Consider the following 21521-nt stretch of genomic DNA (forward strand, 5'->3'; position numbering starts at 1 on the left):
ATACTCGGGATGTGAATGATCGGAAGCTGTCTGAGGCAAGAGACATCGACTTTCCGCGCTTCCAGGTGGGCACGCCCCCGCAGCACCTGATCACGACGCTGCTCGGGGACTATTGGATCAGCCGGCCGGAGCAGCTGCCGTCGGCGGCCCTGGTGCGGCTGGCCGAGGAGTTCGGCGTGTCCGCCGTGGCCGCCAGGGCCGCGCTGAGCCGCCTGACCAAGCGCGATCTGCTGGTGTCGTCCAAGTCGGGGCGGCGCACCTATTACCGGCTGACCGACCAGGCCGCCGCGGTGCTGCAGGAGGGCCGCCGGCGGATCATGTCCTTCGGCCTTGAGCAGGGCCCTTGGGACGGCCGGTGGGTGATGGCCGCGTTCTCCATCTCCGAGGAGCAGCGCGACCTGCGGCACACGCTGCGCGCGCGGCTGCGCTGGCTCGGCTTCGCCCCGCTCTATGACGGGCTGTGGGTCTCGCCCAGGGCGGACGCCGACGGCGCGGCGGCGGTGCTGGCCGAGCTGGAGATCCCCATGGCGACGGTGTTCCGCGCCGAGGCGCTCGGCCTGCCCGGCATGCGCGCCCCGCAGCAGGCGTGGGACTTCGACGCGCTGCGGCGCGCGTACGACGACTTCATCGCCCGGTACGAGCCGCTGCTCGACCGCGTGCGCCGGGGCACGGTCGGCGCGTCGGAGGCGCTGGTCGCGCGCACGGGGCTCATGGACACCTGGCGGACCTTTCCCAGCCACGACCCCGACCTGCCCGCCGAGCTGCTGCCCGCCGACTGGCCGCGCGCCACCGCCCGCGACCTGTTCGTGGAAATATACGACACCCTCGGGCCGCTCGCCGAGTTCCGCGTCCGGCAGATCGTCGCCGGGTTCGACCCCGCGCTGGCCGAGCTGGTCTCCCACCACCGGACGGGCTCCATCCTCACCCCCACCTGATCGCCCCTCCTGATCGCGCTTCCCCGCTCTCCGCCGCACAACGGGCCCTTGACAGCTGTGCACCTCAACGTGTGACACTTGCCCCAACGACCGCACATCCAAGTGCATCATTAGCTGGTCGCGGAAGGACCCCCCATGAGACTGTCCAGGACCATGCTCGCGGGAGCGGCGGCGGTGGCTCTCGCCTCCGTCGCGGCGTGCGGCGGAGGCGACGGTGAGGCGCAGCGGCCGGCCGGCGCGACGGCTCTGTACGACGCTCTACCCGATGCCATCAAGGAAGCGGGCGTCATCCGATTTGCCGGTGATTCGCATCCGCCGTACCGGATCGTCGCCGACGACGGCAAGACCGTCACCGGCATCGACAAGGAGCTGCAGGACGCCCTCGGCAAGGCGCTGGGCGTGCGCACCGAGATCTCGATCGTGAGCGGCCTGCCCGCGGCGCTGTCCGGCATGCTCGCCTCCCGGTACGACGCCTTCAACGGCCCGGTCAAGGACACCGCCGAGCGCGAGAAGCAGTTCGACGCGATCGTCTGGATGGTCACCAGGACCTCCTACCTGATCCCCAAGTCCGGCTCCGCGGCCATCAAGAGCTCGGGTGACCTGTGCGGCAAGCGCGTCGCGGGCACGGCGGGCAGCATCGTGGAGGACCAGGTCAAGCGCCTGACCGACTGGTGCGCCAAGCAGGGCAAGCCGAAGATCGACTTCATCGGCTTCGCCGACACCAACGGCACCATCCTCGCCGCCAAGTCCGGCCGCGCCGACGCGGCGGGCATGACCGAGAGCGCCGCGCTCGACGTGCTGAACAAGGAGAAGGACGCCTTCACCTACGTCACCCAGACCGACGAGCAGGGCGCCGGCGTCGATCAGCTCGCGATGCTCGTGCCCAAGTCCAGCGGTCTCGGGCCGGTCATGCTCGACGCGTTCAAGGAGATCTTCAAGAACGGCGAGTACAAGCGGATCATGGACAAGTACGGGCTCCAGAACGTCGCGGTCGAGGAGCCCGCGATGAACACGGCGGCCGGGCGATGAGCGTCGCCCCGCAGGCCGCCGCCCGGCCCGTGGACGTCGCCACGGCCCGGCCGCGCATCCGTCCCCTGCGCTGGGTGGCCGGGGCCGTGCTGCTCGTCCTGGCCGCGCAGTTCGCCTGGTTCCTCGTCACCAACCCGCGCTTCGAGTGGCCGGTGGCCGCCCGCTACCTGTTCGACCCGAACATCCTGCGCGGCCTCGGCATGTCGCTGCTGCTCACCGTCATCGGCATGGTGCTGGGCAGCCTGCTCGGCGTGCTGCTCGCGGCCGGCCGGCTGAGCGGCTTCAAGCCGGTGTCGTGGGCGTGCGCGATCTACGTGGCGGTCTTCCGCGGCATCCCGCCGCTGGTGCAGCTGATCTTCTGGTTCAACCTCGGCTACCTGCTGCCGCGCATCTCGCTGGGCGTGCCGTTCGGCCCGACCTTCGTCTCGTGGCCGACCAACTCGGTGATCAGCTCGCTGACCGCCGCCATCATCGGGCTCACCCTGCACGAGGCGGCGTACATGGCCGAGATCGTCAGGGCGGGGATCCTGGCGGTGGACTCAGGGCAGCGCGACGCGGCCCGCGCGATGGGCTTCACCGCCGCGCAGGGCTTCGTCAAGGTGGTGCTCCCGCAGGCGATGCGGGTGATCGTGCCGCCGACGGGCAGCCAGTTCATCAGCCTGCTCAAGGGCACCTCGCTGGTCAGCGTGATCGCGATGGCCGACCTGCTGTACTCGGTGCAGGTGATCTACAACAGGACGTACGAGATCGTCCCGCTGCTGATCGTCGCCTGCGCCTGGTATCTGGCGGTGGTCACCGTGCTCTCGCTCGGCCAGCGCCGCCTGGAGCGGCACTTCGGGAAGGGGCAGCGGTGAGGGAGACGCCGGTGCTGCGCGTCTGCGACGTGCGCAAGCGGTTCGGCGGCCACGCGGCGCTCGACGGGGTGAGCCTCGACGTGCACGAGGGCGAGGTCGTCACCGTCATCGGCCCGTCCGGGTCGGGCAAGTCCACGCTGGTGCGCTGCGTCCACCAGCTGGAGAGCATCGACGGCGGCGCGATGTACCTCGACGGTGAGCTGCTCGGCTACGAGATGCACCGGGGCCACCTGCGCCCGCTGCCGGACCGCCGGGTGGCCGCCCAGCGCAGCCGCATGGGCATGGTCTTCCAGCAGTTCAATCTGTTCCCGCACTGGAGCGTGCTGCGCAACGTCGTCGAGGCGCAGGTGGCGGTGCACGGCCGCGATCCGGAGCGGGCGCGCGCCGAGGCGCTGCGGCTGCTCGACCGGGTGGGCCTGGCGGACAAGGCGGACGCCCATCCCCGGATGCTCTCCGGCGGCCAGCAGCAGCGGGTCGCCATCGCCAGGGCCCTGGCCACCGACCCGCGGATCATGCTGTTCGACGAGCCCACCAGCGCCCTGGACCCCGAGCTGGTCGACGAGGTGCTGAGCGTGGTGCGCGACCTGGCGCGCGGCGGCATGACCATGATCATCGTCACGCACGAGATGAGCTTCGCCCGCGAGGTGGCCGACCGCTGCGTCTTCATGGAGCAGGGCCGCGTGGCCGCGACCGGCACGCCCGAGGAGATCTTCGACTCCCCCGCCTCGCCCCGCCTGCGGGCCTTCCTGTCGCGCTTCACCGGGCGCGCGGAGGAGGCCCCTTCGGACCACGTGCTTGAGGAGGAGAGCACTTCGTGAGCCTCACGGTGATGGCCGTCGGCGACCTGGTCGTCGACGAGCCCGATCCCGCGTCCTTCTTCGACCCCGCCCGCGAGACGCTGGGCCATGGCGACGTGGTGATCGGCCACGTCGAGGTGCCGCACAGCACCTCCACCGCCCAGGTCAGCACCGACGTGCCCGCACCGCCCGCCGACCCCGCCGCGCTGCGCGCCGTCGCCGAGGCCGGCTTCCACGTGGTGACGCTCGCCGGCAACCACGTCTACGACGCCGGCGACCAGGGCGTGGCCGACACCATCGCGTACGCGGCCGAGGCCGGGATGGTCACGACAGGAGCCGGCATGACGCTCGCCGAGGCCCGCCGCCCCGCCGTGGTGACCCGCGACGGGCTGCGCGTCGGCGTGCTGAGCTACAACTGCGTCGGTCCCCGCGAGTCGTGGGCGACCAGCCGCAAGCCGGGCTGCGCGTACGTCAAGGTGCTCACCCACTACGAGCTCGACCACGCGAGCCCCGGCGGCCCGCCGACCGTCTACACCTTCGCCGCCCCCGAGTCCCTGGAGCAGATGGCGGCCGATGTCAAGGCGCTGGCCGCCGAGGCGGACGTGGTGCTGGTGTCGCTGCACAAGGGCGTCGGGCACACGCCGGCCGTGCTGGCGATGTACGAGCGGCCCGTCGCGCACGCCGCGATCGACGCCGGCGCGCACGCGGTGTTCGCCCATCACGCCCACATCATGCGCGGCGTGGAGATCTACCGCGACCGGCCGATCTATCACGGGCTGGGCAACTTCGTCACGGTCACCCGGGCGCTGACGCCCGCGCCGGGCGACGAGGGCGAGCGGGCCGCGTGGGCGCGCCGCAGGGTCGAGCTGTACGGCTTCGCCCCCGACCCGGACATGCCGTACTACCCGTTCCATCCGGAGAGCCGCAACACCGCGATCGCGCTGTGCCGTTTCGACCGGAACGGCCTCGTCTCGGCGGGTCTGCTGCCCTGCTGGATCGACGGCGCGGGACGCCCGGTGCCGCTCGGCGACGGCGAGCAGGGCCGCGAGGTGGCGGCCTACATCGAGCGCATCACGCGGCAGGCGGGCCTGGAGACGGAGTTCCGCTGGGAGGGTGATGAGGTGGTGCTGCGTGGCTGAGCGCCCGCTGGCCGGCCGTACGGTGATCGACCTGACCACCGCGCTGTCGGGACCGTACGCGACCCTGCTGCTCGCCGGGCTCGGCGCCCGCGTGATCAAGGTGGAGAACCCGCTGACCGGCGGCGACAGCTCCCGCAACAACGCCCCCTACCTCGGCGCGGACGGCCTGTCGCTGGCCCGCCGCGGCGAGGACGACATGTCGGTGTCGATGCTGCTGCGCGGCCGCAACAAGCAGAGCGTCACGCTCAACCTCAAGCACCCCAAGGCCCGCGACGTGCTGGCCGGCCTGGTCAGGGTCGCCGACATCATGATCGACAACTACAGCGCGGGCGTGACGGCGCGGCTCGGCATCGGCCACGACTGGGCGAGCGCGATCAACCCGCGCATCGTGTGCACGTCGATCAGCGGCTTCGGCGGCCAGGGCGGTCCCGGCTCCGGCAAGGCGATGGACACCATCATCCAGGCGCTGAGCGGCGTGATGATGACCGCGGGCGCGCCGGGCGAGCCGCCGGTCCGCTTCGGGCTGCCGGTGGGCGACCTGGTCGCCCCGCTGTACGCGGTGATCGGCACACTCGCTGCGGTGCTGCAGGCCGACGCGACCGGCAGGGGCCAGCACGTGGACGTGTCCATGCTGGGCGCGCTCACCTCGCTGGTGGCGTGCGAGCCGTTCGACGCCTACGAGAAGCTGGGCCTGCCCATGCGCACGGGGGCGACCGTGCCCAGGCTGGCCCCGTTCGGAACGTTCCCGGCCGCGGACGGCTGGTTCGCACTGTGCGGACCCACCGACGCGTTCGCGCGCGGCCTGTTCACCGCGATGGGCCGCGACGACCTGGCCGCCGACCCGCGCTTCGCCTCTCGTGACGCGCGCGTGGCCCACGCCGGCGAGCTGCACGAGCTGGTGGGCGCGTGGGCGGCGCAGCGCCCGCTCGCCGAGGTGCTGGACCTGCTGGCGCGGCACGGCGTGCCCGCCGCCGAGGTGCGCGAGCCCGGCGACGCCGTACGCGACCCGCTCGTGCTGGAGCGCGAGGAGGTCGTGCCGCTCGCGCACCCGCGCCACGGCGACCCGGGCGACCTGTACGGCACCGGCGTGCCGATCCGCTTCTCCGGCGCGGAGGCGGCGCTCGACCGGCCGGCGCCGGCGCTCGGCGAGCACAACGACGAGATCTACGGCGGGCTGCTCGGCTATTCCCCCGAGGAGCTGAAGGCGCTGGCCGAGGAAGGGGTGATCTGACGTGGTCACCGCACTGGCCGCCTTGGAGGAGGCCTACGCGCGGCGCGGCGCCCCGCCGCCCGGAAGAGACGGCCCGCCCGCACAGAACGGCTCGATCGCACAGAACGGCGCGGCCGCGCAGAACGACTCGGCCGCGGACAACGACTTGGCCGCGCAGAACGACTCGGTCGTACAGGACGGCCCGGTGGTCGGATACGTCGGCGCGGACGTGCCGGTCGAGCTGCTGACCGCCGCCGGGATGCGCGCGGTGCGCCTGACGGGCGACCCGGAGTCCGGCTCCGCGCTCGGCGACCGCTACCTGGGACGCGGGGTGGACCCGGCGGCCCGCTCGGTACTCACCCGGCTGCTCGAAGGGGCGTTCGGCGACCTGGACAAGGTGGTGGTCTCGCACGACTGCGAGGCGTCGCTGCGGCTGTTCTACGCGCTGCGCGAGCTTCGCCGCGTCGAGCCGGAACGGGGGCTGCCCGAGGCGTACCTGGTGGACCTGCTCCACCTGCCGCACCGCACGACCGCCCGCTACAACCGGCGCAGGATCGGCGAGTTCGCCGCCCGGCTCGAGGCGTGGAGCGGCCGGCCGCTCAATCTCGCGGCAGCGGTGGCGGCGCACGACGAGCGGCGCCGGCTGCTGGCCACCGTCGCCGAGCTGCGCAGGGCCGTGCCGGCCCGGCTCACCGGACGGCAGTTCCTCGCGGCGGCGAACGCGGCCCTGCCGGTGCACGAGCACGTCGCGCTGCTGCGCCGGCTGCTGGACGAGGCCGACCGGCTCGGCGAGCATCGCGGGCGGCGGGTCTTCCTCAGCGGCAGCGACCACGACACCCCGCACGTGTACGAGGCCATCGAGGCCGAGGGCGACGTCATCGTGGGCGAGGACCACTCGTTCGGCGACCTCGCCGTGACCGGTCCCGTCGGCACGGCGAGCCTCGACGCGCTGGCCGAGCACTATCACCGCCATGGCCTGACCGCGCACCGGGCCACGCCTGGGGCGCGGGCCGCGTACGCGGCGGTGGCCGTGCGCCGCTGCCGTGCCGAGCTGTTCGTCGCCTACTGCCGCGAGTCGGACGAGGCCCCCGCCTGGGACTTCCCCGCCCAGCGCGCCGCCATGAGCATCCCCGCCGTGCTGCTCGAACGCCAGGAGTACGGGCGCGCCGACCTGACCGCCCTGCGGAAGGAGCATCCATGCCCCCAGTGAGCTCGCGCAGCGTGAAGTCGCTCGCCACGGCGGCGGAGGCGGGCAGGCACCAGCGCGAATGGTTCGCCGAGCTGCGCCGCAGGGTCGCGGCGGGCGAGCCGTTCGCCCTGCTCAACGCGGACGTCCCGCACGAGATCTTCCGCACGATGGACATCCCGTACGTGGTGGGCCAGTGGTGGGCGTCCCTGGTGACCGCCAAGCAGCGCTCAGGGCACTACCTCGACCTGGTGCGGCGGCGCGGCTACCCCGACTACTCCGAGCAGTACAACGCGGTCACGCTCGGCTCCGCGTTCGACCCCGAGCCGGATGAGGGCCCGTGGGGGGGCCTGCCGAAGCCGGACATCATCGTCGGCGAGGCCACCGGCGACGTCACCCGCAAGATCTTCGACATCTGGGGGCACGAGCCCGGGGTGACGTTCTTCCCCTTGGAGAGCGCGGCGGAGAACGAGGTCCCGGTCAACTGGTGGGAGCTGATGCCGCACCGATGGGAGGAGGCGGTCGGCACGGCCCGGCTCGACCTGCTCACCGCCGAGCTGGAGAACCTCGTCAGGTTCCTGGAGACCACCACCGGCAGGCGGTTCGAGGAGTCCCGCTTCCGCGAGGTGATGGCCCTGGTCAACGAGCAGGAGGAGTGGAACAGGAAGGCCCGCGACCTCATCGCCCGCGCCCGTCCCGCGCCGTTGAGCGTGGTGGACAGCATCCCCAGCGTCATGCTGCCGCAGTGGCATCGCGGCACCACGTGGGCCCGCGACCTCGCGCGGAGCTTCTACGAGGAGGTGCGCGAGCGGGTGGAGGCCGGCGTGGGCGTCTGCCGCGAGGAGCGGGCCCGGCTGATGTGGATCGGCCGGGGACTCTGGTACGACATGGGCTTCTACCAGCGCTTCCAGGAGGAGTACGGCGCGGTCTTCGTCTGGTCGATGTACCTCGCGATCGCCGCCGACGGCTACATCCGCTACGGCGACGACCCGATGCGGGCGCTGGCGGCGCGCTTCGCCGCCTTCGGCGACCAGCTCTACACGCCGCCGTGGTCGAGCGAGTGGTACGTCAAGGAGGCCCGCCTGCACGGCATCGACGGCGTGGTGCACCTGGTCTCCGACGACCCGCGCGGCAGCTACTTCACGGCGAGGGCGCTGGAGTCGGCCGGGTTCCCGGTGCTCGAGGTGCACGCCGACAACGTCGACACCCGCACGTTCGGCGGCGACGTGGCCGATCGCGTCGCTCAGTGGCTGGAGACCGTGGTGCTGCCGCGGGCGGGCTCGTCACGGACCTCGGCCGTCTCGACGATCTCCGACGCCAGCTTCGCCGCCGGCGGCTCGTAGAGGCGGGCGAGGCGGTGGAAGACCTGCTCGGCGCGGATCGCCGGCCAGTCGGGCGGCAGGTGCTCGGCGGGCAGGTGCGGGTCCTGCCGGATGAGCTGCAGCCAGTCGGTGTGCAGCAGGAGCTGGCGGGCGAGGTCGTCGGCGGCCTCCGGCAAGGGCCGCTCGGTGTCCCAGCGCTCCAGGAAGGCGCGGTAGCGGGCGGCGATCTCCTCGATGCCGAACGCCTTGCGGACGATGTCGGCCGACTCGGTGGGCCCGAGCGCCCTGGCCTGCAGCACGGTGACGTGGTCGGTCACCCGCAGGCCGCTCCCCGCGAGGGAGGCTTCGAGCGATGTGAGGATGCCGCCGACGTCCTTGGTGCCGGGTGCGGCCCACAGGCCGCTCTGCAGCAGCCCGAAGCCGGCCCAGATGAGCTGGGAGCGCAGGTCGTGGCGGGTGGGGCGGAGGCTGTCGGGCAGGGAGAAGCCGACGAGCGTCCAGGTGCCGTCCCACTCGCGGTTGACCGCGCCGGTCTCCCAGACGCGGCGGCGGCCGTCCTCCAGCACCTGCTCCGCGCGTTCCGTCAGCCCGAAGTACGTCTTGCGCCCGCGCCGGTGGCGCTCCAGCAGGTTGCGCTTGGCCATCCGGGCGAGCGTGGACCTGACGGCCTCCTCGGAGACGCCGAGGCGGGCGAACACCTCGATGAAGCTCCCGGAGTACACGGCCGTGCCACGGCCCAGGACGTAGATCCCCAGGAAGCTGAGCAGCAGGGACTGCGGCCGCGCGGCCGAGGCCGCCTGCCGGCTGTCGTTGGCCGTGGTGCTCGCCGTGTCGTTCACGGTGTCGTTCGCCGTGCCGTTCCCGGTGTTGTTCGCCTGCGTACGCGTCACAGCACGAGCGTAGGCAGACCCCTAACGTTGGGCAAATCTTTGACGCCCGTCAGAACAGTGACATATATTCGCTCTCGTCCGCCTTACCACCTCAGGGGGAATCCCATGGATCTTTCCGGCAAGGTCGCCGTTGTCACAGGTGCGGGCCGCGGGCTCGGCCGCGCGTACGCCGAGGCGCTCGCCGCGGCCGGAGCGGCGGTGATCGTCAACGACGTGGACGCGGAGGCGGCGGCCAAGGTCGCCGCGGGCATCACGGATCGGGGCGGCAGGGCGCGCGACGTCGCCGCCCCCGTGGGGTCGTCCGAGGCGGCCGAGCGCCTGGTCGAGGCCGCGACCAGCGAGTTCGGGCGGCTGGATGTGATGGTGACCAACGCCGGCATCCTGCGCGACAGGGTGCTGTGGAAGATGTCGGACGACGACTTCGACGCGGTGATCGACGTGCACCTGCGCGGCACGTTCACCTGCGCGCGGGCCGCCGCGGTCAAGATGCGGGAGCAGGGCGACGGCGGCCGGCTGATCCTCATCTCCTCCCCGCCGGCCAGCGCGGCAACTTCGGCCAGACCAACTACGCCGCCGCCAAGGCCGGCATCGTCGCCATGGCCAGGACCTGGGCGATGGAGCTGGCCAGGGCGAACATCACGGTCAACGCGGTCGTGCCGGTCGCGGCCACCGAGATGACCAAGACGATTCCGGCGTTCGCGCCCGTCATCGAGGAGGCCGAGCGGACCGGCAAGCCGTTCCCCGACTGGCTGCGCAAGGACGAGGGCATGGGCACCGTCGAGGACGTGGCCGGGCTGATCGTGTTCCTCGCCTCCGACGCCTCCGCCGGGATCACCGGCCAGGCGATCGGCATCGGCGGCGACCGCCTCGCGCTCTGGTCGCACCCCGCCGAGAAGGCCGTCGCCTTCCGTGACGGCGGCTGGACGGCCGACGCCATCGCCGAGTCCTGGCGGTCGGGGGTCGGGGCCGAGCCGGAGACGTACGGCATCCCCGCGCCCAAGGCGCCCGCCGAGACCGGCCAGGGGGCCTGAGATGGCGGGCATCGACGTCGGGAACCTCGTCGCGATCGACGTGCACACCCACGCCGAGATCTCCAAGGACGGCCACCGCTCGCTGAGCCCCGAGCTGTTCGGCGCCTCTGAGGAGTACTTCAAGGCCCACGGCCACCGGCAGCCCACCATCGCGGAGACCGCCGCGTACTATCGCGAGCGCAAGATGGCCGCCGTGGTGTTCACCGTGGACGCCGAGCACGCCACCGGGCACCCGCGCATCTCCAACGAGGAGGTCGCCGAGAGCTGCGCCGAGCACGCCGACGTGCTGATCCCGTTCGCCAGCGTGGACCCGTGGAAGGGCAAGGCCGGGGTGCGCGAGGCGCGGCGGCTGGTCGAGGAGCACGGCGTGCGCGGCTTCAAGTTCCACCCCAGCATCCAGGGCTTCGCGCCCAACGACCCCATGGCGTACCCGCTGTACGAGGCCATCGAGGAGCTGGGCGTGCCCGCCGTGTTCCACACCGGGCAGACCGGCATCGGCGCGGGCGTCCCCGGCGGTGGCGGCATCAGGCTCAAGTACGGCGACCCGATGCTGGTGGACGACGTCGCCGTGGACTTCCCCGAGCTGCGCATCATCCTCGCCCACCCGTCCTTCCCCTGGCAGGACGAGGCGCTGGCGGTGGCCGTGCACAAGCCGTACGTCTACATCGACCTGTCCGGCTGGTCGCCGAAGTACTTCCCGCCGCAGCTCGTCAGATACGCCAACTCGCTGCTGAAGGACAAGGTGCTCTTCGGCTCCGACCACCCCGTGATCACCCCGGACCGCTGGCTCAGCGACTTCGACAAGCTCGAGATCAAGCCAGAGGTCCGCCCCAAGATCCTCAAAGACAACGCCGCCCGCCTGCTCGGCCTGAAGGAGAACGCCTGATGACCATCACCGCGCACGGACTGTCGGAGATCAAGGCCCTGGCCGGCAAGGACCTCGGCCACACCGGCTGGCTGGAGATCACCCAGGACCGCGTCAACACCTTCGCCGACGCCACGAACGACCACCAGTGGATCCACGTCGATCCCGTCAGGGCCGCCGAGGGGCCGTTCGGCGGCACGATCGCGCACGGCTATCTGACGCTGGCGCTGCTCATCCCCCTCTTCGGGGAGCTGCTGGAGATCCAGGGCGTCAAGATGAGCATCAACTACGGCCTGGACAGGGTCCGCTTCCCCGCCCCGGTGAAGGTGGGCGCGCGGGTGCGGCTCGGCGGGGTCGTCGCCTCCGTCGAGGACGTCCCCGGCGACGGCGTGCAGATGCACCTCGACTTCACCGTGGAGATCGAGGGGTCGGACCGGCCGGCCTGCGTCGCCCGCGCCATCTACCGCCACTACGCCTGAGCCGCGCCCGTTCCGCCCGATCCTGGCCGATCCCCACGGATCACCGCCGCCCGATCCTGGCCGATCCCCACGGATCACCGCCGCCCGCCCCTGGCCGATCCCTGCCCGAACCTGCCGATCACCGCCGTCCCCGACCCCTGACCGATCCCTGCCCGAATTTGCCGATCACCGCCGTCCCCGACCCCCTGACCGATTTCTGGCCTGTTCCACCTGATCCTGGCCGATCCCCCCGCCGACAGGAGGCCGAACACCGATGCGCAACGCCGGACTGGGATGCTGGCCCGCCCGCAGGGCCAGGATGACGCCGGAGCGGACCGCGTTCATCTTCGCCGACCGGCCCGTCACCTACGCCGAGGTCCACGACCGGACCACGCGGCTGGCCGCGCAGCTGCGCGCGTCAGGGGTGCGGGCCGGCGACCGGGTCGCCTACCTCGGCCGCAACCACCTCGCGTTCGTCGAGACGATGTTCGCCGCCCACGTGCTGGGCGCGATCTTCGTACCGCTGAACTTCCGGCTGGCGGCGCCCGAGGTCGCGTACATGCTCGGCCATTCCGGCGCCGACGTGCTGGTCTACGCGCCCGAGTGCGCCGAGGTCGTGCGCGCGCTGCCCGGCGACGCGGCACGCCCGCGCGAGATCGTCGCGCTCGCCGACCCCGCGCCCGGCGAGCGGCACTACGACAGCTGGCTCGCGCAGGGCGACCCCACCCCGATCGACACGCCCGTACGCCTCGAGGACCCGGCGCTCATCCTCTACACCTCCGGCACGACCGGACGGCCCAAGGGCGCCACGCTCACCCACGGCAACCTGGTGTGGAACTGCTTCAACCTGCTGCTCGGCGTCGACGTCACCAGCGACGAGATGACGCTGATCAGCGCGCCGCTGTTCCACGTCGCCGCGCTGAACCAGACCCTGCTGCCGACGTTCCTCAAGGGCGGCTGCTCGGTGGTCATGCCGTCGTGGGAGGTGGACGCCTGCTACGACCTCATCGAAAAGCACGGCATCACCTGGATGTTCGGGGTCACCACGATGTTCGCCGCGTTCGCCCGCTCGCCGAGGTGGGCCGGGGCGGACCTGTCGTCGCTGCGCCACCTCATGGCCGGGGCGCGGCGGTACCGGCCGCTTTGATCCGCACGTACCAGGAGCGCGGCCTGGTCTTCTGCCAGGGGTACGGGCTCACCGAGACCGCTCCCGGCGCCACCTTCCTGGAGGCCAGCCAGAGCACGCGCAAGGTGGGCTCGGCGGGGGTGCCGGTGTTCTTCGCCGACGTACGGGTGGTGCGCGCCGACGGCACCGACGCCCCGCCGGGCGAGCCGGGTGAAGTGCTCATCCAGGGCCCGAACGTGACGCCCGGCTACTGGCGCGACCCCGAGGCGACGACCGCCGCGTTCACCGGCGACGGCTGGTTCCACTCCGGCGACGTCGCGGTCCTGGACGAGGACGGTCACCTGTACGTCGTGGACCGGGTCAAGGACATGTTCATCTCGGGCGGGGAGAACGTCTACCCGGCCGAGGTCGAGGCGGCGATCTTCGAGCATCCCGCCGTCGCCGAGGTGGCCGTGCTCGGCGTGCCGGACGCCAAGTGGGGCGAGGTGGGCCGGGCGTTCCTGGTCCTGCGTCCCGGCGCTCGGGTCACGGCCGAGGAGCTGCGGGACTTCCTCCGGCCGCGGCTGGCGGCGTACAAGATCCCGGTGTACGTCGATGTCGTGGACGAGCTGCCGAAGACGGGCTCCGGAAAGATCCACAAGCCCCGGCTGCGCGATCTCCCGCTCCCGGTCTCCCGGTGAGGACGCCTCGCGAGGTCAGCGTCGCCCCTGCCGGCCTCCCGGTGAGACGCTTCACGAGATCAGCCCGAACCCCTTGATCGCGCGTGCGAAGTGCCCGCTCAGCTCGGCGTCGATGCGCTCGGACGCGCCGGCGGTGAGCAGCCCGTCCTCGGGTTCGGGGGTGTCCGTACGATCCCCGGCGTCCGTACGGTCGCGGGCGGCCGCCCGGATCTCGGCCGCGCTCTGCCCGCGTAGCGCGGCGGCCTGCACCGGAGCGAGGAAGCGGCCGTCGCGCAGCAGCCCGTCGAGTTCGGCCGGCTCGGCGTCCGTGGCGACGCGGCGTACCCGCTGAAGCTCCTCGGCCGCCGCGTCCCCGCGCGCCGCCTGGACGAGCCGGGTCAGCGCCCACTCCAGGGCGAGGACCGGCAGGCCGAGCACCGCGCCCAGCCCGCGGCCCATCGTGCCCATGCCGGCGTAGGCGCCGGACGGGGTGCCCGCCGAGCCGAGCGTGGCGCCGATCCGCGTGTGGACGTCGGAGCGTCCCGGCGCCTCCTTGCCGCGCAGCAGCGACTCGCGCCAGACGGCGAGACCGGCGAGCGCGCCGCCGACGATCCGCCCGTCGTCGGGCTCCGCCGCGTACGCCCTGGCGAGCAGCACCACCCGCTGCCGCGGCGACAGCACGAGCCACGGCGGCAGCCCGATCAGCAGCACGCGACGGCGTCCCGCCCGCAGCACCTCGGTGGCCACGGCGAGATCGCGCACGGCCAGCGTCTCGGGCGGCTCGACCCCCATCGCGCGGGCCACCCGCTCGGCGGCGGCGTACAGCTCGGGCGCGGCGGAGCGGCCGAGCACCTCGGCGTCGGCGGGCAACCGGCGCGCCCTGGGCAGCAGCAGCACGCCGATCCCGATGAGCAGCAGCCCGATCAGCCAGAAGACAGCGAGGCGGGCGTTCGCCCAGATGATCCAGCACCCCACGGCCATGAACGCCAGGGTGAGCGCGTGGACGAAGAGCGATAACAGCAGGGCCGCCGCCCTGGACACGCTGCGCATGATCCCACCTTCCGGCCGACGCCCCTGCGGCGATTGAATCAAGCGGCGATCAGGCGCGCCACCGGCGCGTACCCGCACAGAGCATCCGATAGGTTCGTCCCGATTTGTCGCTGATTTCGGGTTGGGGATTGGATGTCGGCACGCCGGACGGTGCTGGGCCTGGCTCTCGTCACGGGCCTCGCGGGTTGCGGAACGCTGCCGCCGCTCAACCCCGGCCGGCCCAACCGACCCCCACGACGCCGGCCACGACGCGGGCCATGACGCCGGCCACGACGCGGGCCATCGGGTTCCCATCCGCCTCCCCCTCGCCGACGCCCCCGGCCACCCCCGCTCCCTCCCCCACCGGGCGGCCCTTCACCGCCGCCCAGGCCGAGCAGGCATTCCGGCAGTGGGTGGCCGCGTACAACAAGGCGCTCAAGAAGCCGAAGTGGTGGCGGAAGAACGACACGCTCGACGCGCTGTTCACCGAAGGGCCCTGCACGAAGGCGTGCTCGAACGTACCCGCGAGGCGATGGGCACGTCGCCGGGGCACCGGCCGATCGCCATCCAAGGCACTCCGGTCATCTACGTGGTGCGGCCGGAGAACCAGCCGGGTTTCGCGGACTGGTTCATGGCGCAGGCGACGTACCAGGACACCAAGGGCCAGGTGCGCCCGCACCTGCTGAGCTTCCTGCGCCGGAGGGACGAGTCGTCGTTCAAGCTCGCCGTCGCGACGCCGGTGCACTGGGGCCGGCGGGTGCCGAAGGCGGAGCTGGACGCCGACGGCTACATCAGCATGCCCAGCGACGCGATCGCCCTCGCGGTGACGGCGGAATACCAGAACTTCTGGAACCACGGGAAGAAGGAGGGCGAGTCCGGCTATGGCGAAGAACAGCTTCGGCCGCAAGGCGTTCCCCGAGGTCTCCCAGGGCGCGTACGTGGCCTTCCGTGGCCGCAGCTCGATCTACGGCTTCACGACGGCGGACGGCGGCTCGTTCTTCCTGTTCGCCATGCTGAACGACAAAAAGCACGTCAACCAGGTGCTGAACGAGGCGGTACTGGTCCCCAAGGGCAGCAAGACGATCCAGGAGATCGGCGCGAACTGGTTCTCCTGACCCCGCGCCTAGCTCCACCAGCCGGGGACGACCTCGACGTCCTCGCGTTCCAGCGCCGCGTGCCAGACGGGGTCGCGCAGCAGCCGTGCCTCCCACGTGCGCACGATGCCGTCGGGTCCGGTGACGGCGTCCTTGCGCGAGGGGTGCAGGAACAGCTCGCTGGTGCCTTCCGGCAGGTCGGCGAGCCGGCGCAGGTAGTCGTCGCGGAGCCGTTCGTAGGTGCCGAGGTCGGCGGCCGTACGGCGGTTGGTGGCGATCGTCTGCGGCAGGGCGACGCCGAGCGAGTCGGCGAGCGCGACGGCGCCCTCGTGGGCCGCGGCGAGCGGCGGCGGCAGCGGCCCGCCCATGTACGGCTCGGGGTCGCGGGGCAACCGGAACGCCAGGCCGTGGCGGGCGCACCACTGGAGCGTCTCGGCGAGGAACGACCTGCCGTGCAGGCCGTACACGGTGCCGGCGTGGGAATCGGCGGCGACGGGCGCGAGGTCGTGCTCGCGCATCCAGGCGAGCTGGGCGTCGGCCTCGCCGATGACGTCGCCGGCCTTGCCGCGCGCGGCGAAGGCGAAGGGGTCGTCGGTGAGCGTGCCGTCGGGGCCGGCGATGCTCGCCGCGCCGTTGAGCGGCCGCCAGCGCGGCACCCCGCGCTCGCTGGTGAGCGTGATGTGCAGGCGCGGCAGCACGCCCAGCTCCCGCACCCGCCGGGCGGCGCGTTCCGCCTCGGGCGAGACGCAGATGAGCGTGGTGGCGCTGACGTGGCCCTCGGCGAGCAGGGAGGCGATGACCTCGGTCGTGCCGGGCTCGCGCCCGAGGTCGTCGGCGGTGATGACGACGCGGCGGCTCATTTCGGCTGCTCCACGGCGGACTGCTGTTCTGCGGACTGCTGTTCTGCGGGCGTCTCGATCGGGACGGAGATGAAGCGGGCGGCGACCGCGCCGATCGCGGTCAGCACGAACGGATAGACGCACAGGTAGACGCGGAACGCCAGCCCGGGATCGCCGCCGGGGTCGTCGCCCGAGTTGTAGCCGAAGAACACGCCCAGCGAGGTGAGCGCGAGCCCGGTCACCACGCCATTGAGCCGGCCGAAGAAGCCGAACGCCGACAGGAACAGTCCCTCGCGGTGCTCGCCGTTGCGTGCCGCGTCGGCGTCGAGGACGCGGGCGACGATGAGGTCGTTCGTGGCGAGCATGCCCGACCAGCCGGCGCCGACCAGCACGCCCGCGGCGATCGCGGTGACGAGGCCGGTGGCGAAGAACAGGGCGGCGAAGCTGACCGCGAGCACCGCGAACGCCAGCCGCCATGTCCACAGCGCGCCACGGCGGGCGACGACCCGCGTCCAGGCGACCAGGCCGCCGGCCGAGACCAGGATGACGATGCCCTGGAGGTAGAGGGCGTGGCCGACGGGGAGGCCGAGCGAGTAGCGCACGTACAGCTGGATGCCGGAGAGCACGAGCGCCATGGCGACGCCGTAGCAGGCGCCGGTGAGGCCGACCGTCCAGAACAGCCGGTTGCGCAGGATCGACCAGATGCTGCGCAGCAGCAGCGGGCGCTCGCGGGTGGCGTAGCGGGGGTTCTCGCGGGCGCTCAGCGCCATGAACACGATCACGGCGGCCGCGATGACGCCGTAGATGATCGCGGTCGTCCGGAAGCCCTGGGTGGAGGTCTCGGTGCCGAACACCTGCGTGGTGAGCACCGGGGTGACCGCGAGCGAGATCACCAGCGCCACGAGCTGGAAGCCCTGGCGCAGGCTGTTGGCGACGGCGCGATCGCGCTCGCGCGGGTAGAGCTCGGGCAGCAGCGCGCCGTAGTTCGCGTTCAGCATCGAGTCGAAAGCCTCGCACAGGATGGCGAACACCGCGAACCACAGCAGCAGGCCCATGCCCTCCAGTGACTCCGGCGCGGAGAAGAACGCGATCATGCAGGCGGCCAGCATGGGCGCGCCGACCAGCAGCCACGGTCGGCGGCGGCCGAAACGGGTGCGGGTGCGGTCGGACAGGTGGCCGAGCACCGGGTTGTCGATGGCGTCGATGACCGCGTAGATCACCATGACCACGCCGTAGGCGCGTACGTCGAGCCCGAGGATGTCGACGTAGAAGAGGATCATCGACCCCTTGATCATGTTGATCGGGATGGAGGTGCCGAACATTCCGACGGCGTAGCGCCAGGCGGGAGTCCGTCCCGGGGAGGGGGCCGGGCCGGGGAGTGACACGCGATCACCTTCCTTGCCGTTCGCGACTGCCGCGCCGTTGCGCTGCACGGCGACACGTTCGCAGGCCGAGGCGAACGGCGGGTGATGCGCGGGCGGGCCGGACGTCGACAGACAGTGTCGCGCTCGGGGGTCGCGAGCGGGTCACGGCTTTCGGGCGCGCGCGGCTCGGATGCGGGGGCGAAACAGCGAGCGCCGCCGTGCGCTCCCTGCGGAGCTCATCGGCGGCGCGGCGCTTGCAGGGCCGGAACGTCAGATCGCCAGCAGGTCGAAACCGCCGTCGGCGAGCCGGCCGGTGTTGGTGTCGTAGACGTTGACGGTGATGGTGTTGTGCTGCCAGCACGTCGCGGACGGGTTACGGTAGGCGATGTTCGGCAGCCTCCGCGGTTCGCGCGGGGTGAGCTGGATGAGCGTGTGGGGCGCGGACACCTTGTGGCTCAGCTGGATGCAGTACTTGCCAGTGCCTGCCCGCCACGACCGCAAGACGTTCGTCCCGTTGTTCAGGGTGCCGTCGGAGTTGATGATGGCCGCGGCCGTGTCGTAGAAGTCGGCCGGGCTCGTGGACTCGGCGTGCGCGGGAGAAGCCGCAGCCGCGATGAGACCGGCGACCGTCAGAGCGAAAGCGCCTGACACAGTACGACGGAGCATGTGTTTTCCTTTCGTTCGCGTCCCGATAGGAAGCAAGAAAGAAAGTAAGACCGCGTCTGCCGCGATGCCGCGCGCCACCCCGACAAAGATGATCAAGAAACCTTGGTCGTTCTCAAGAGAACCCATGACCATCCCGCCAGGGACATCGGTTCCCCACGGCCTGGACAGGGGATTCCATGAGGAATCCCGGCGCAGGTAAAACGAACGTTTCCGGGCCCTCCCTTTTTGTACCTCCGGACCATTCGTGCGCCCCTTCCGCGGCCATTCCGGCCGTCCCTCGAATTTCGTCTCGGGTGCGCCTTCGCATACCTCTGTACGGCCGTCCTCCGCGCCGTTACCGTAGGGCTGCGAACTTCTCGTGGTGGGGGGAGGTGCCCGTGCCGGACCTGACGTTCGCCACGCAGCGGCTACCCGGGGTGAGCGTGATCTCCGTGGCGGGCGAGATCGACGCCGTCACGGCCGTACTGCTCGACCGGCAACTGCGCGCGACCCGCCGCGCGCCCCATGAGCACCTGGTGATCGACCTCAGCGACGCCCACTTCCTGGGCAGCGCCGGGCTGCGGGTGCTGCTCAACACGCACGCCTTCGCCCGTCAGCACGGCGGCACCCTGCGTCTGGCCGCGCCGCATCCCCGGCTCGCGGCCATGATGCGCTTCACCCACGCCCATACCGTGCTGCACGTGCACGACACCGTGGAGGAGGCGGTCTTGGCGGCCCTGCGGCTGCCCGCACCGGCGGCCGCGCAACCGGCCATCGAGGCGGCGCCGTCGTAGCGCGTCGCCCGCGGAAGCCCGTCAGTTGAGGCCCGGCCAGCGCCTGAAGCCCGGCCAGCGCCGCCCGGCCTGGCTCATTCGTCGGCCTTCGTCTCCTCCTTGACCGGGGCGGTCTCCTCCGGGTCCGGCATGTCGTGCTGGGTGAACATGTCGATGAGGAGGCGGACGGGCAGGTCGGCCTCCGTCGGGTACCGGAACCGGGCGTCGGGGTTGAGGCTGTACTCGTTGCGCCGGCCGACGCGGTCGATGGTGACGTAACCGGCTTGCTGCAGGTCGGAGACGATGCCCTGGACGGCACGCTCGGTGATGCCGATGCCGGCGGCGATGTCACGGACGCGCGCCCGCGGGTTGCGGGCGATCTCCACCAACACGCGGGCGTGGTTGGTCAGGAAGGTCCAGGAGCTGGATCGGTTCACGGACGTGCTCACGAAATCTCTAGTTGTACCAGATCAGGCGGTTCGCGGCGCGCTCCCCCTCGGACGGGCCGGACACTCGGCCCTCGAACGCAGGACCGCTCGTACGGACGCGTAGACGCTCGGAGATTCGGACGAGGGCCCCAGGACGAAGATCACACGAAGAGCACTTCCGGTATTGCAATTCGGGCATTAGGCTGCAGAGCCTGAGACGAACGTCGGACCGACCTCGCCCGGGAGGACGCCATGCACGTTCACATCGCATACCGGCCCAGCGGCAGCCTGGCGCGCGCCGCATCGCCCCTCACCCTCGAACACCGCCGGCACACCGCGGGCCTGGTGATCACGGTGCTGGGCGAGGTGGACATGACCAATGCCGCCGTACTTGAGCAATACGTCCGCGAGCACGCGTCGCCCGGGGAGCGGGTGGTGCTCGACATGACCATGCTGACGTTCATCGACAGCAGCGGCCTGCGGGTCCTGGAGAACCTGCACGTCGCCCTGCGGCACGCGGGCGGCTCGCTGCACCTGAAGGGCGTCCACGGCATACTGGCCCGGCTGATGGAGATCACCGGCCTGCTGCCGATACTGAACATGGAGAGCTTCACTGGCTCACCGCCGCCGGGCCCCACACGGCCATGACGGCCGCGTCCACGTCACCGTGAACGCGCAGCGGCACGTACAGGCCGGTGCTGTCCATGAACCTCAGCCCCATGAACCTCAGCCCGCCGAGGTCGAGGATCAGCGGGCGGAGCCAGAGGCGGTCCCGCTCACCTGCGTGTCCGAGGGGGTCCAGGCCCGACGGCAGGCACGGAAGCCGGTCGCGCTCGATGGCGGATTGCGGCCGGTCGGCGTTGGCGGCGTCCAGCCCACCGGCCACGGTGAGCCGGACGCCGCCCCGCAGCGGGGGCTTCCGAGCCTCAGCCGGCCGACACCGAGAAACTCCTGGTGTGGAAGTCCAGACCGCCACTGGACGAGGTGATCTCGTATCCGAACTGCACGTCGCCCAGCGTCACGTCGCCGAACCAGTTCCTGTCGCGCAGCCAGGTCAGCACGGCCTTGATGTCCACGGTTCCCGCGTAGGCGTTGCCCTGGCGGACGAAGGAGAACACCTGGTTGGACCCGTTGGAGCCGCGGTAGACGTCCCAGGAGTGGCCGCCGACCGAGGCGCTGGTCTGGTACGACCCGAGCGGCCCGACCGGGCCGTACTTGTTCATCCAGAGCATGATCTCGTAGGTGTGGCCGTCGCACCAGATGTCGTACGCGGTCGCGTACGCCCCGGCGTTCGGCACCGACACGTCGAACCGGCTGGTCACGCTGCCGAGGGAGCTGATGCGGCGGTTCACGTTCCTGGTGGCGTTGGGGTAGGACTTGACGCCGCCGGTGTTGGGATGGTTCGCCCAGACGCCCCAGTCGCTGTACGAGTTCGCCCAGATGGTCTGCGGGCCCGCGCCGCTGCCCCAGATGTTGTTGTAGAGCGTGTAGCCGCCGTTGGTCCAGGTGCCCCACTGGTCGGACGACGACCAGACGGCGGCCTGGGCCGGCTGGGCGAGCACGGTGACGAGCGCGACGATCACGGAGACGGGGATGAGGAGGCGGAGCTTGCTGAACATGTTCTCCCTTTCCGCTGGGGTCCACCCGCCGGCACCTGTCTGACGGTGTTGTCGAACGCTTGTCGAAGCGCTTCGACAATCGTTCGACGAACAGCAGCTGGGTTCCGGCGGGGAGGTGGAGCCACCGTAGATCCGCGTACGCGAGATGGAAACTGCGACGAGCAAGCCCTCCTAACAGCCGCAGGTCAAGCCCGACCGCCCATGAAACTTTCACACGTTGTGAGGTCTT

The 21521-nt window shown here is 71.5% G+C and carries 23 protein-coding genes and 2 pseudogenes; 16 read left to right on the plus strand and 9 right to left on the minus strand.

The features are described from left to right. Nucleotides 1–11: 11 nt before the first annotated feature. From WBK31_RS16880 to WBK31_RS16915, 8 genes are all read left to right on the plus strand, one after another. Nucleotides 12–935 (plus strand): PaaX family transcriptional regulator C-terminal domain-containing protein, encoded by a 924-nt coding sequence (locus WBK31_RS16880; RefSeq protein ID WP_406675193.1) that lies wholly within the window; start codon nt 12–14, stop codon nt 933–935. 135 nt (nt 936–1070) lie between these two features. After that, a complete protein-coding gene (locus tag WBK31_RS16885) occupies nt 1071–1964 on the plus strand; it encodes a transporter substrate-binding domain-containing protein (protein WP_364051972.1) in 894 nt (297 codons plus the stop codon). Then, a complete protein-coding gene (locus WBK31_RS16890; protein WP_364051975.1) occupies nt 1961–2818 on the plus strand; it encodes an amino acid ABC transporter permease in 858 nt (285 codons plus the stop codon). Before WBK31_RS16885 ends, WBK31_RS16890 begins: the two co-directional genes overlap by 4 nt. Continuing rightward, nucleotides 2815–3636, plus strand: a complete 822-nt coding sequence (locus WBK31_RS16895) for an amino acid ABC transporter ATP-binding protein (protein ID WP_378788674.1) — start codon at nt 2815–2817, stop codon at nt 3634–3636. The genes WBK31_RS16890 and WBK31_RS16895 overlap by 4 nt, the downstream gene beginning before the upstream one ends. Further along, nucleotides 3633–4754, plus strand: coding sequence for a CapA family protein (locus WBK31_RS16900; RefSeq protein ID WP_378788672.1), 1122 nt, complete (start codon nt 3633–3635; stop codon nt 4752–4754). The genes WBK31_RS16895 and WBK31_RS16900 overlap by 4 nt, the downstream gene beginning before the upstream one ends. Beyond that, nucleotides 4747–5985 carry a CoA transferase gene (locus tag WBK31_RS16905; RefSeq protein WP_364051984.1) on the plus strand — a complete coding sequence of 413 codons (1239 nt, stop codon included), beginning with the start codon at nt 4747–4749 and terminating at the stop codon, nt 5983–5985. The genes WBK31_RS16900 and WBK31_RS16905 overlap by 8 nt, the downstream gene beginning before the upstream one ends. 1 nt (nt 5986) lies before the next feature. Continuing rightward, nucleotides 5987–7174 carry a 2-hydroxyacyl-CoA dehydratase gene (locus tag WBK31_RS16910; protein WP_406675194.1) on the plus strand — a complete coding sequence of 396 codons (1188 nt, stop codon included), beginning with the start codon at nt 5987–5989 and terminating at the stop codon, nt 7172–7174. Further along, the gene (locus WBK31_RS16915; protein WP_364051989.1) at nt 7162–8493 is read left to right on the plus strand and encodes a 2-hydroxyacyl-CoA dehydratase family protein; all 1332 of its coding nucleotides are present in this window, start codon (nt 7162–7164) and stop codon (nt 8491–8493) included. The genes WBK31_RS16910 and WBK31_RS16915 overlap by 13 nt, the downstream gene beginning before the upstream one ends. Here WBK31_RS16915 and WBK31_RS16920 read toward each other — a convergent pair. Beyond that, the gene (locus WBK31_RS16920; RefSeq protein ID WP_364051992.1) at nt 8394–9362 is read right to left on the minus strand and encodes a PaaX family transcriptional regulator C-terminal domain-containing protein; all 969 of its coding nucleotides are present in this window, start codon (nt 9360–9362) and stop codon (nt 8394–8396) included. The genes WBK31_RS16915 and WBK31_RS16920 overlap by 100 nt on opposite strands. 105 nt (nt 9363–9467) lie before the next feature. Here WBK31_RS16920 and WBK31_RS16925 point away from each other — a divergent pair. The 5 genes and pseudogenes from WBK31_RS16925 (at nt 9468) to WBK31_RS16945 (ending at nt 13522) form a co-directional block, all read left to right on the plus strand. Then, nucleotides 9468–10393: pseudogene (locus tag WBK31_RS16925) on the plus strand (SDR family oxidoreductase). Nucleotide 10394: 1 nt separating this feature from the next. Further along, on the plus strand, nt 10395–11279 hold the full coding sequence (locus tag WBK31_RS16930; RefSeq protein ID WP_406675195.1) for an amidohydrolase family protein: 885 nt from the start codon (nt 10395–10397) through the stop codon (nt 11277–11279). Continuing rightward, on the plus strand, nt 11279–11737 hold the full coding sequence (locus WBK31_RS16935) for a MaoC family dehydratase (RefSeq protein ID WP_364051998.1): 459 nt from the start codon (nt 11279–11281) through the stop codon (nt 11735–11737). Before WBK31_RS16930 ends, WBK31_RS16935 begins: the two co-directional genes overlap by 1 nt. Before the next feature lie 298 nt (nt 11738–12035). Continuing rightward, a pseudogene (locus WBK31_RS16940) lies at nt 12036–13036 on the plus strand (AMP-binding protein); the annotation flags it as partial. Between the two features lie 174 nt (nt 13037–13210). Further along, nucleotides 13211–13522, plus strand: a complete 312-nt coding sequence (locus WBK31_RS16945) for an AMP-binding enzyme (protein WP_406675504.1) — start codon at nt 13211–13213, stop codon at nt 13520–13522. 51 nt (nt 13523–13573) lie between these two features. Here WBK31_RS16945 and WBK31_RS16950 read toward each other — a convergent pair whose 3' ends face one another. Further along, a complete protein-coding gene (locus WBK31_RS16950) occupies nt 13574–14551 on the minus strand; it encodes a hypothetical protein (protein WP_406675196.1) in 978 nt (325 codons plus the stop codon). A 205-nt stretch (nt 14552–14756) separates the two neighbouring features. Next, a complete protein-coding gene (locus tag WBK31_RS16955) occupies nt 14757–15017 on the minus strand; it encodes a hypothetical protein (protein ID WP_406675197.1) in 261 nt (86 codons plus the stop codon). Nucleotides 15018–15411: 394 nt separating this feature from the next. Here WBK31_RS16955 and WBK31_RS16960 point away from each other — a divergent pair, with 394 nt between their 5' ends. Next, entirely contained in the window at nt 15412–15645 is a 234-nt protein-coding gene (locus WBK31_RS16960) for a hypothetical protein (protein WP_378788663.1), read from the plus strand. Nucleotides 15646–15653: 8 nt separating this feature from the next. Here WBK31_RS16960 and WBK31_RS16965 read toward each other — a convergent pair whose 3' ends face one another. From WBK31_RS16965 to WBK31_RS16975, 3 genes are all read right to left on the minus strand, one after another. Then, nucleotides 15654–16484, minus strand: coding sequence for a carbohydrate deacetylase (locus WBK31_RS16965; protein ID WP_406675198.1), 831 nt, complete (start codon nt 16482–16484; stop codon nt 15654–15656). Continuing rightward, on the minus strand, nt 16481–17848 hold the full coding sequence (locus WBK31_RS16970; protein ID WP_364052010.1) for an MFS transporter: 1368 nt from the start codon (nt 17846–17848) through the stop codon (nt 16481–16483). Before WBK31_RS16970 ends, WBK31_RS16965 begins: the two co-directional genes overlap by 4 nt. 249 nt (nt 17849–18097) lie before the next feature. After that, on the minus strand, nt 18098–18493 hold the full coding sequence (locus tag WBK31_RS16975; RefSeq protein ID WP_364052013.1) for a hypothetical protein: 396 nt from the start codon (nt 18491–18493) through the stop codon (nt 18098–18100). A gap of 377 nt (nt 18494–18870) precedes the next feature. On the opposite strand from WBK31_RS16975, the gene WBK31_RS16980 reads away from it, so the two are divergent. Beyond that, complete coding sequence (locus WBK31_RS16980; protein WP_406675199.1) at nt 18871–19266, plus strand: STAS domain-containing protein; 396 nt, start codon at nt 18871–18873, stop codon at nt 19264–19266. A gap of 74 nt (nt 19267–19340) precedes the next feature. Here the strand turns inward: WBK31_RS16980 and WBK31_RS16985 are convergent, their stop codons facing one another. After that, nucleotides 19341–19694: a helix-turn-helix domain-containing protein gene (locus WBK31_RS16985; protein WP_364052019.1), complete on the minus strand. Its 354-nt coding sequence runs from the start codon at nt 19692–19694 to the stop codon at nt 19341–19343. Between the two features lie 231 nt (nt 19695–19925). Between WBK31_RS16985 and WBK31_RS16990 the strand changes: the two genes are divergently transcribed. Continuing rightward, nucleotides 19926–20321 (plus strand): STAS domain-containing protein, encoded by a 396-nt coding sequence (locus WBK31_RS16990; protein ID WP_406675200.1) that lies wholly within the window; start codon nt 19926–19928, stop codon nt 20319–20321. Here the strand turns inward: WBK31_RS16990 and WBK31_RS16995 are convergent. Beyond that, on the minus strand, nt 20284–20559 hold the full coding sequence (locus WBK31_RS16995) for a hypothetical protein (protein ID WP_364052025.1): 276 nt from the start codon (nt 20557–20559) through the stop codon (nt 20284–20286). The two genes, WBK31_RS16990 and WBK31_RS16995, sit on opposite strands and share 38 nt — an antisense overlap. Nucleotides 20560–20599: 40 nt before the next feature. Then, entirely contained in the window at nt 20600–21292 is a 693-nt protein-coding gene (locus WBK31_RS17000; RefSeq protein WP_364052028.1) for a GH12 family glycosyl hydrolase domain-containing protein, read from the minus strand. Nucleotides 21293–21521 lie beyond the last annotated feature (229 nt).

The organism is Nonomuraea sp. N2-4H, assembly GCF_045291505.1.
In the GTDB taxonomy this organism is placed as follows: Bacteria; Actinomycetota; Actinomycetes; order Streptosporangiales; family Streptosporangiaceae; genus Nonomuraea; species Nonomuraea fastidiosa.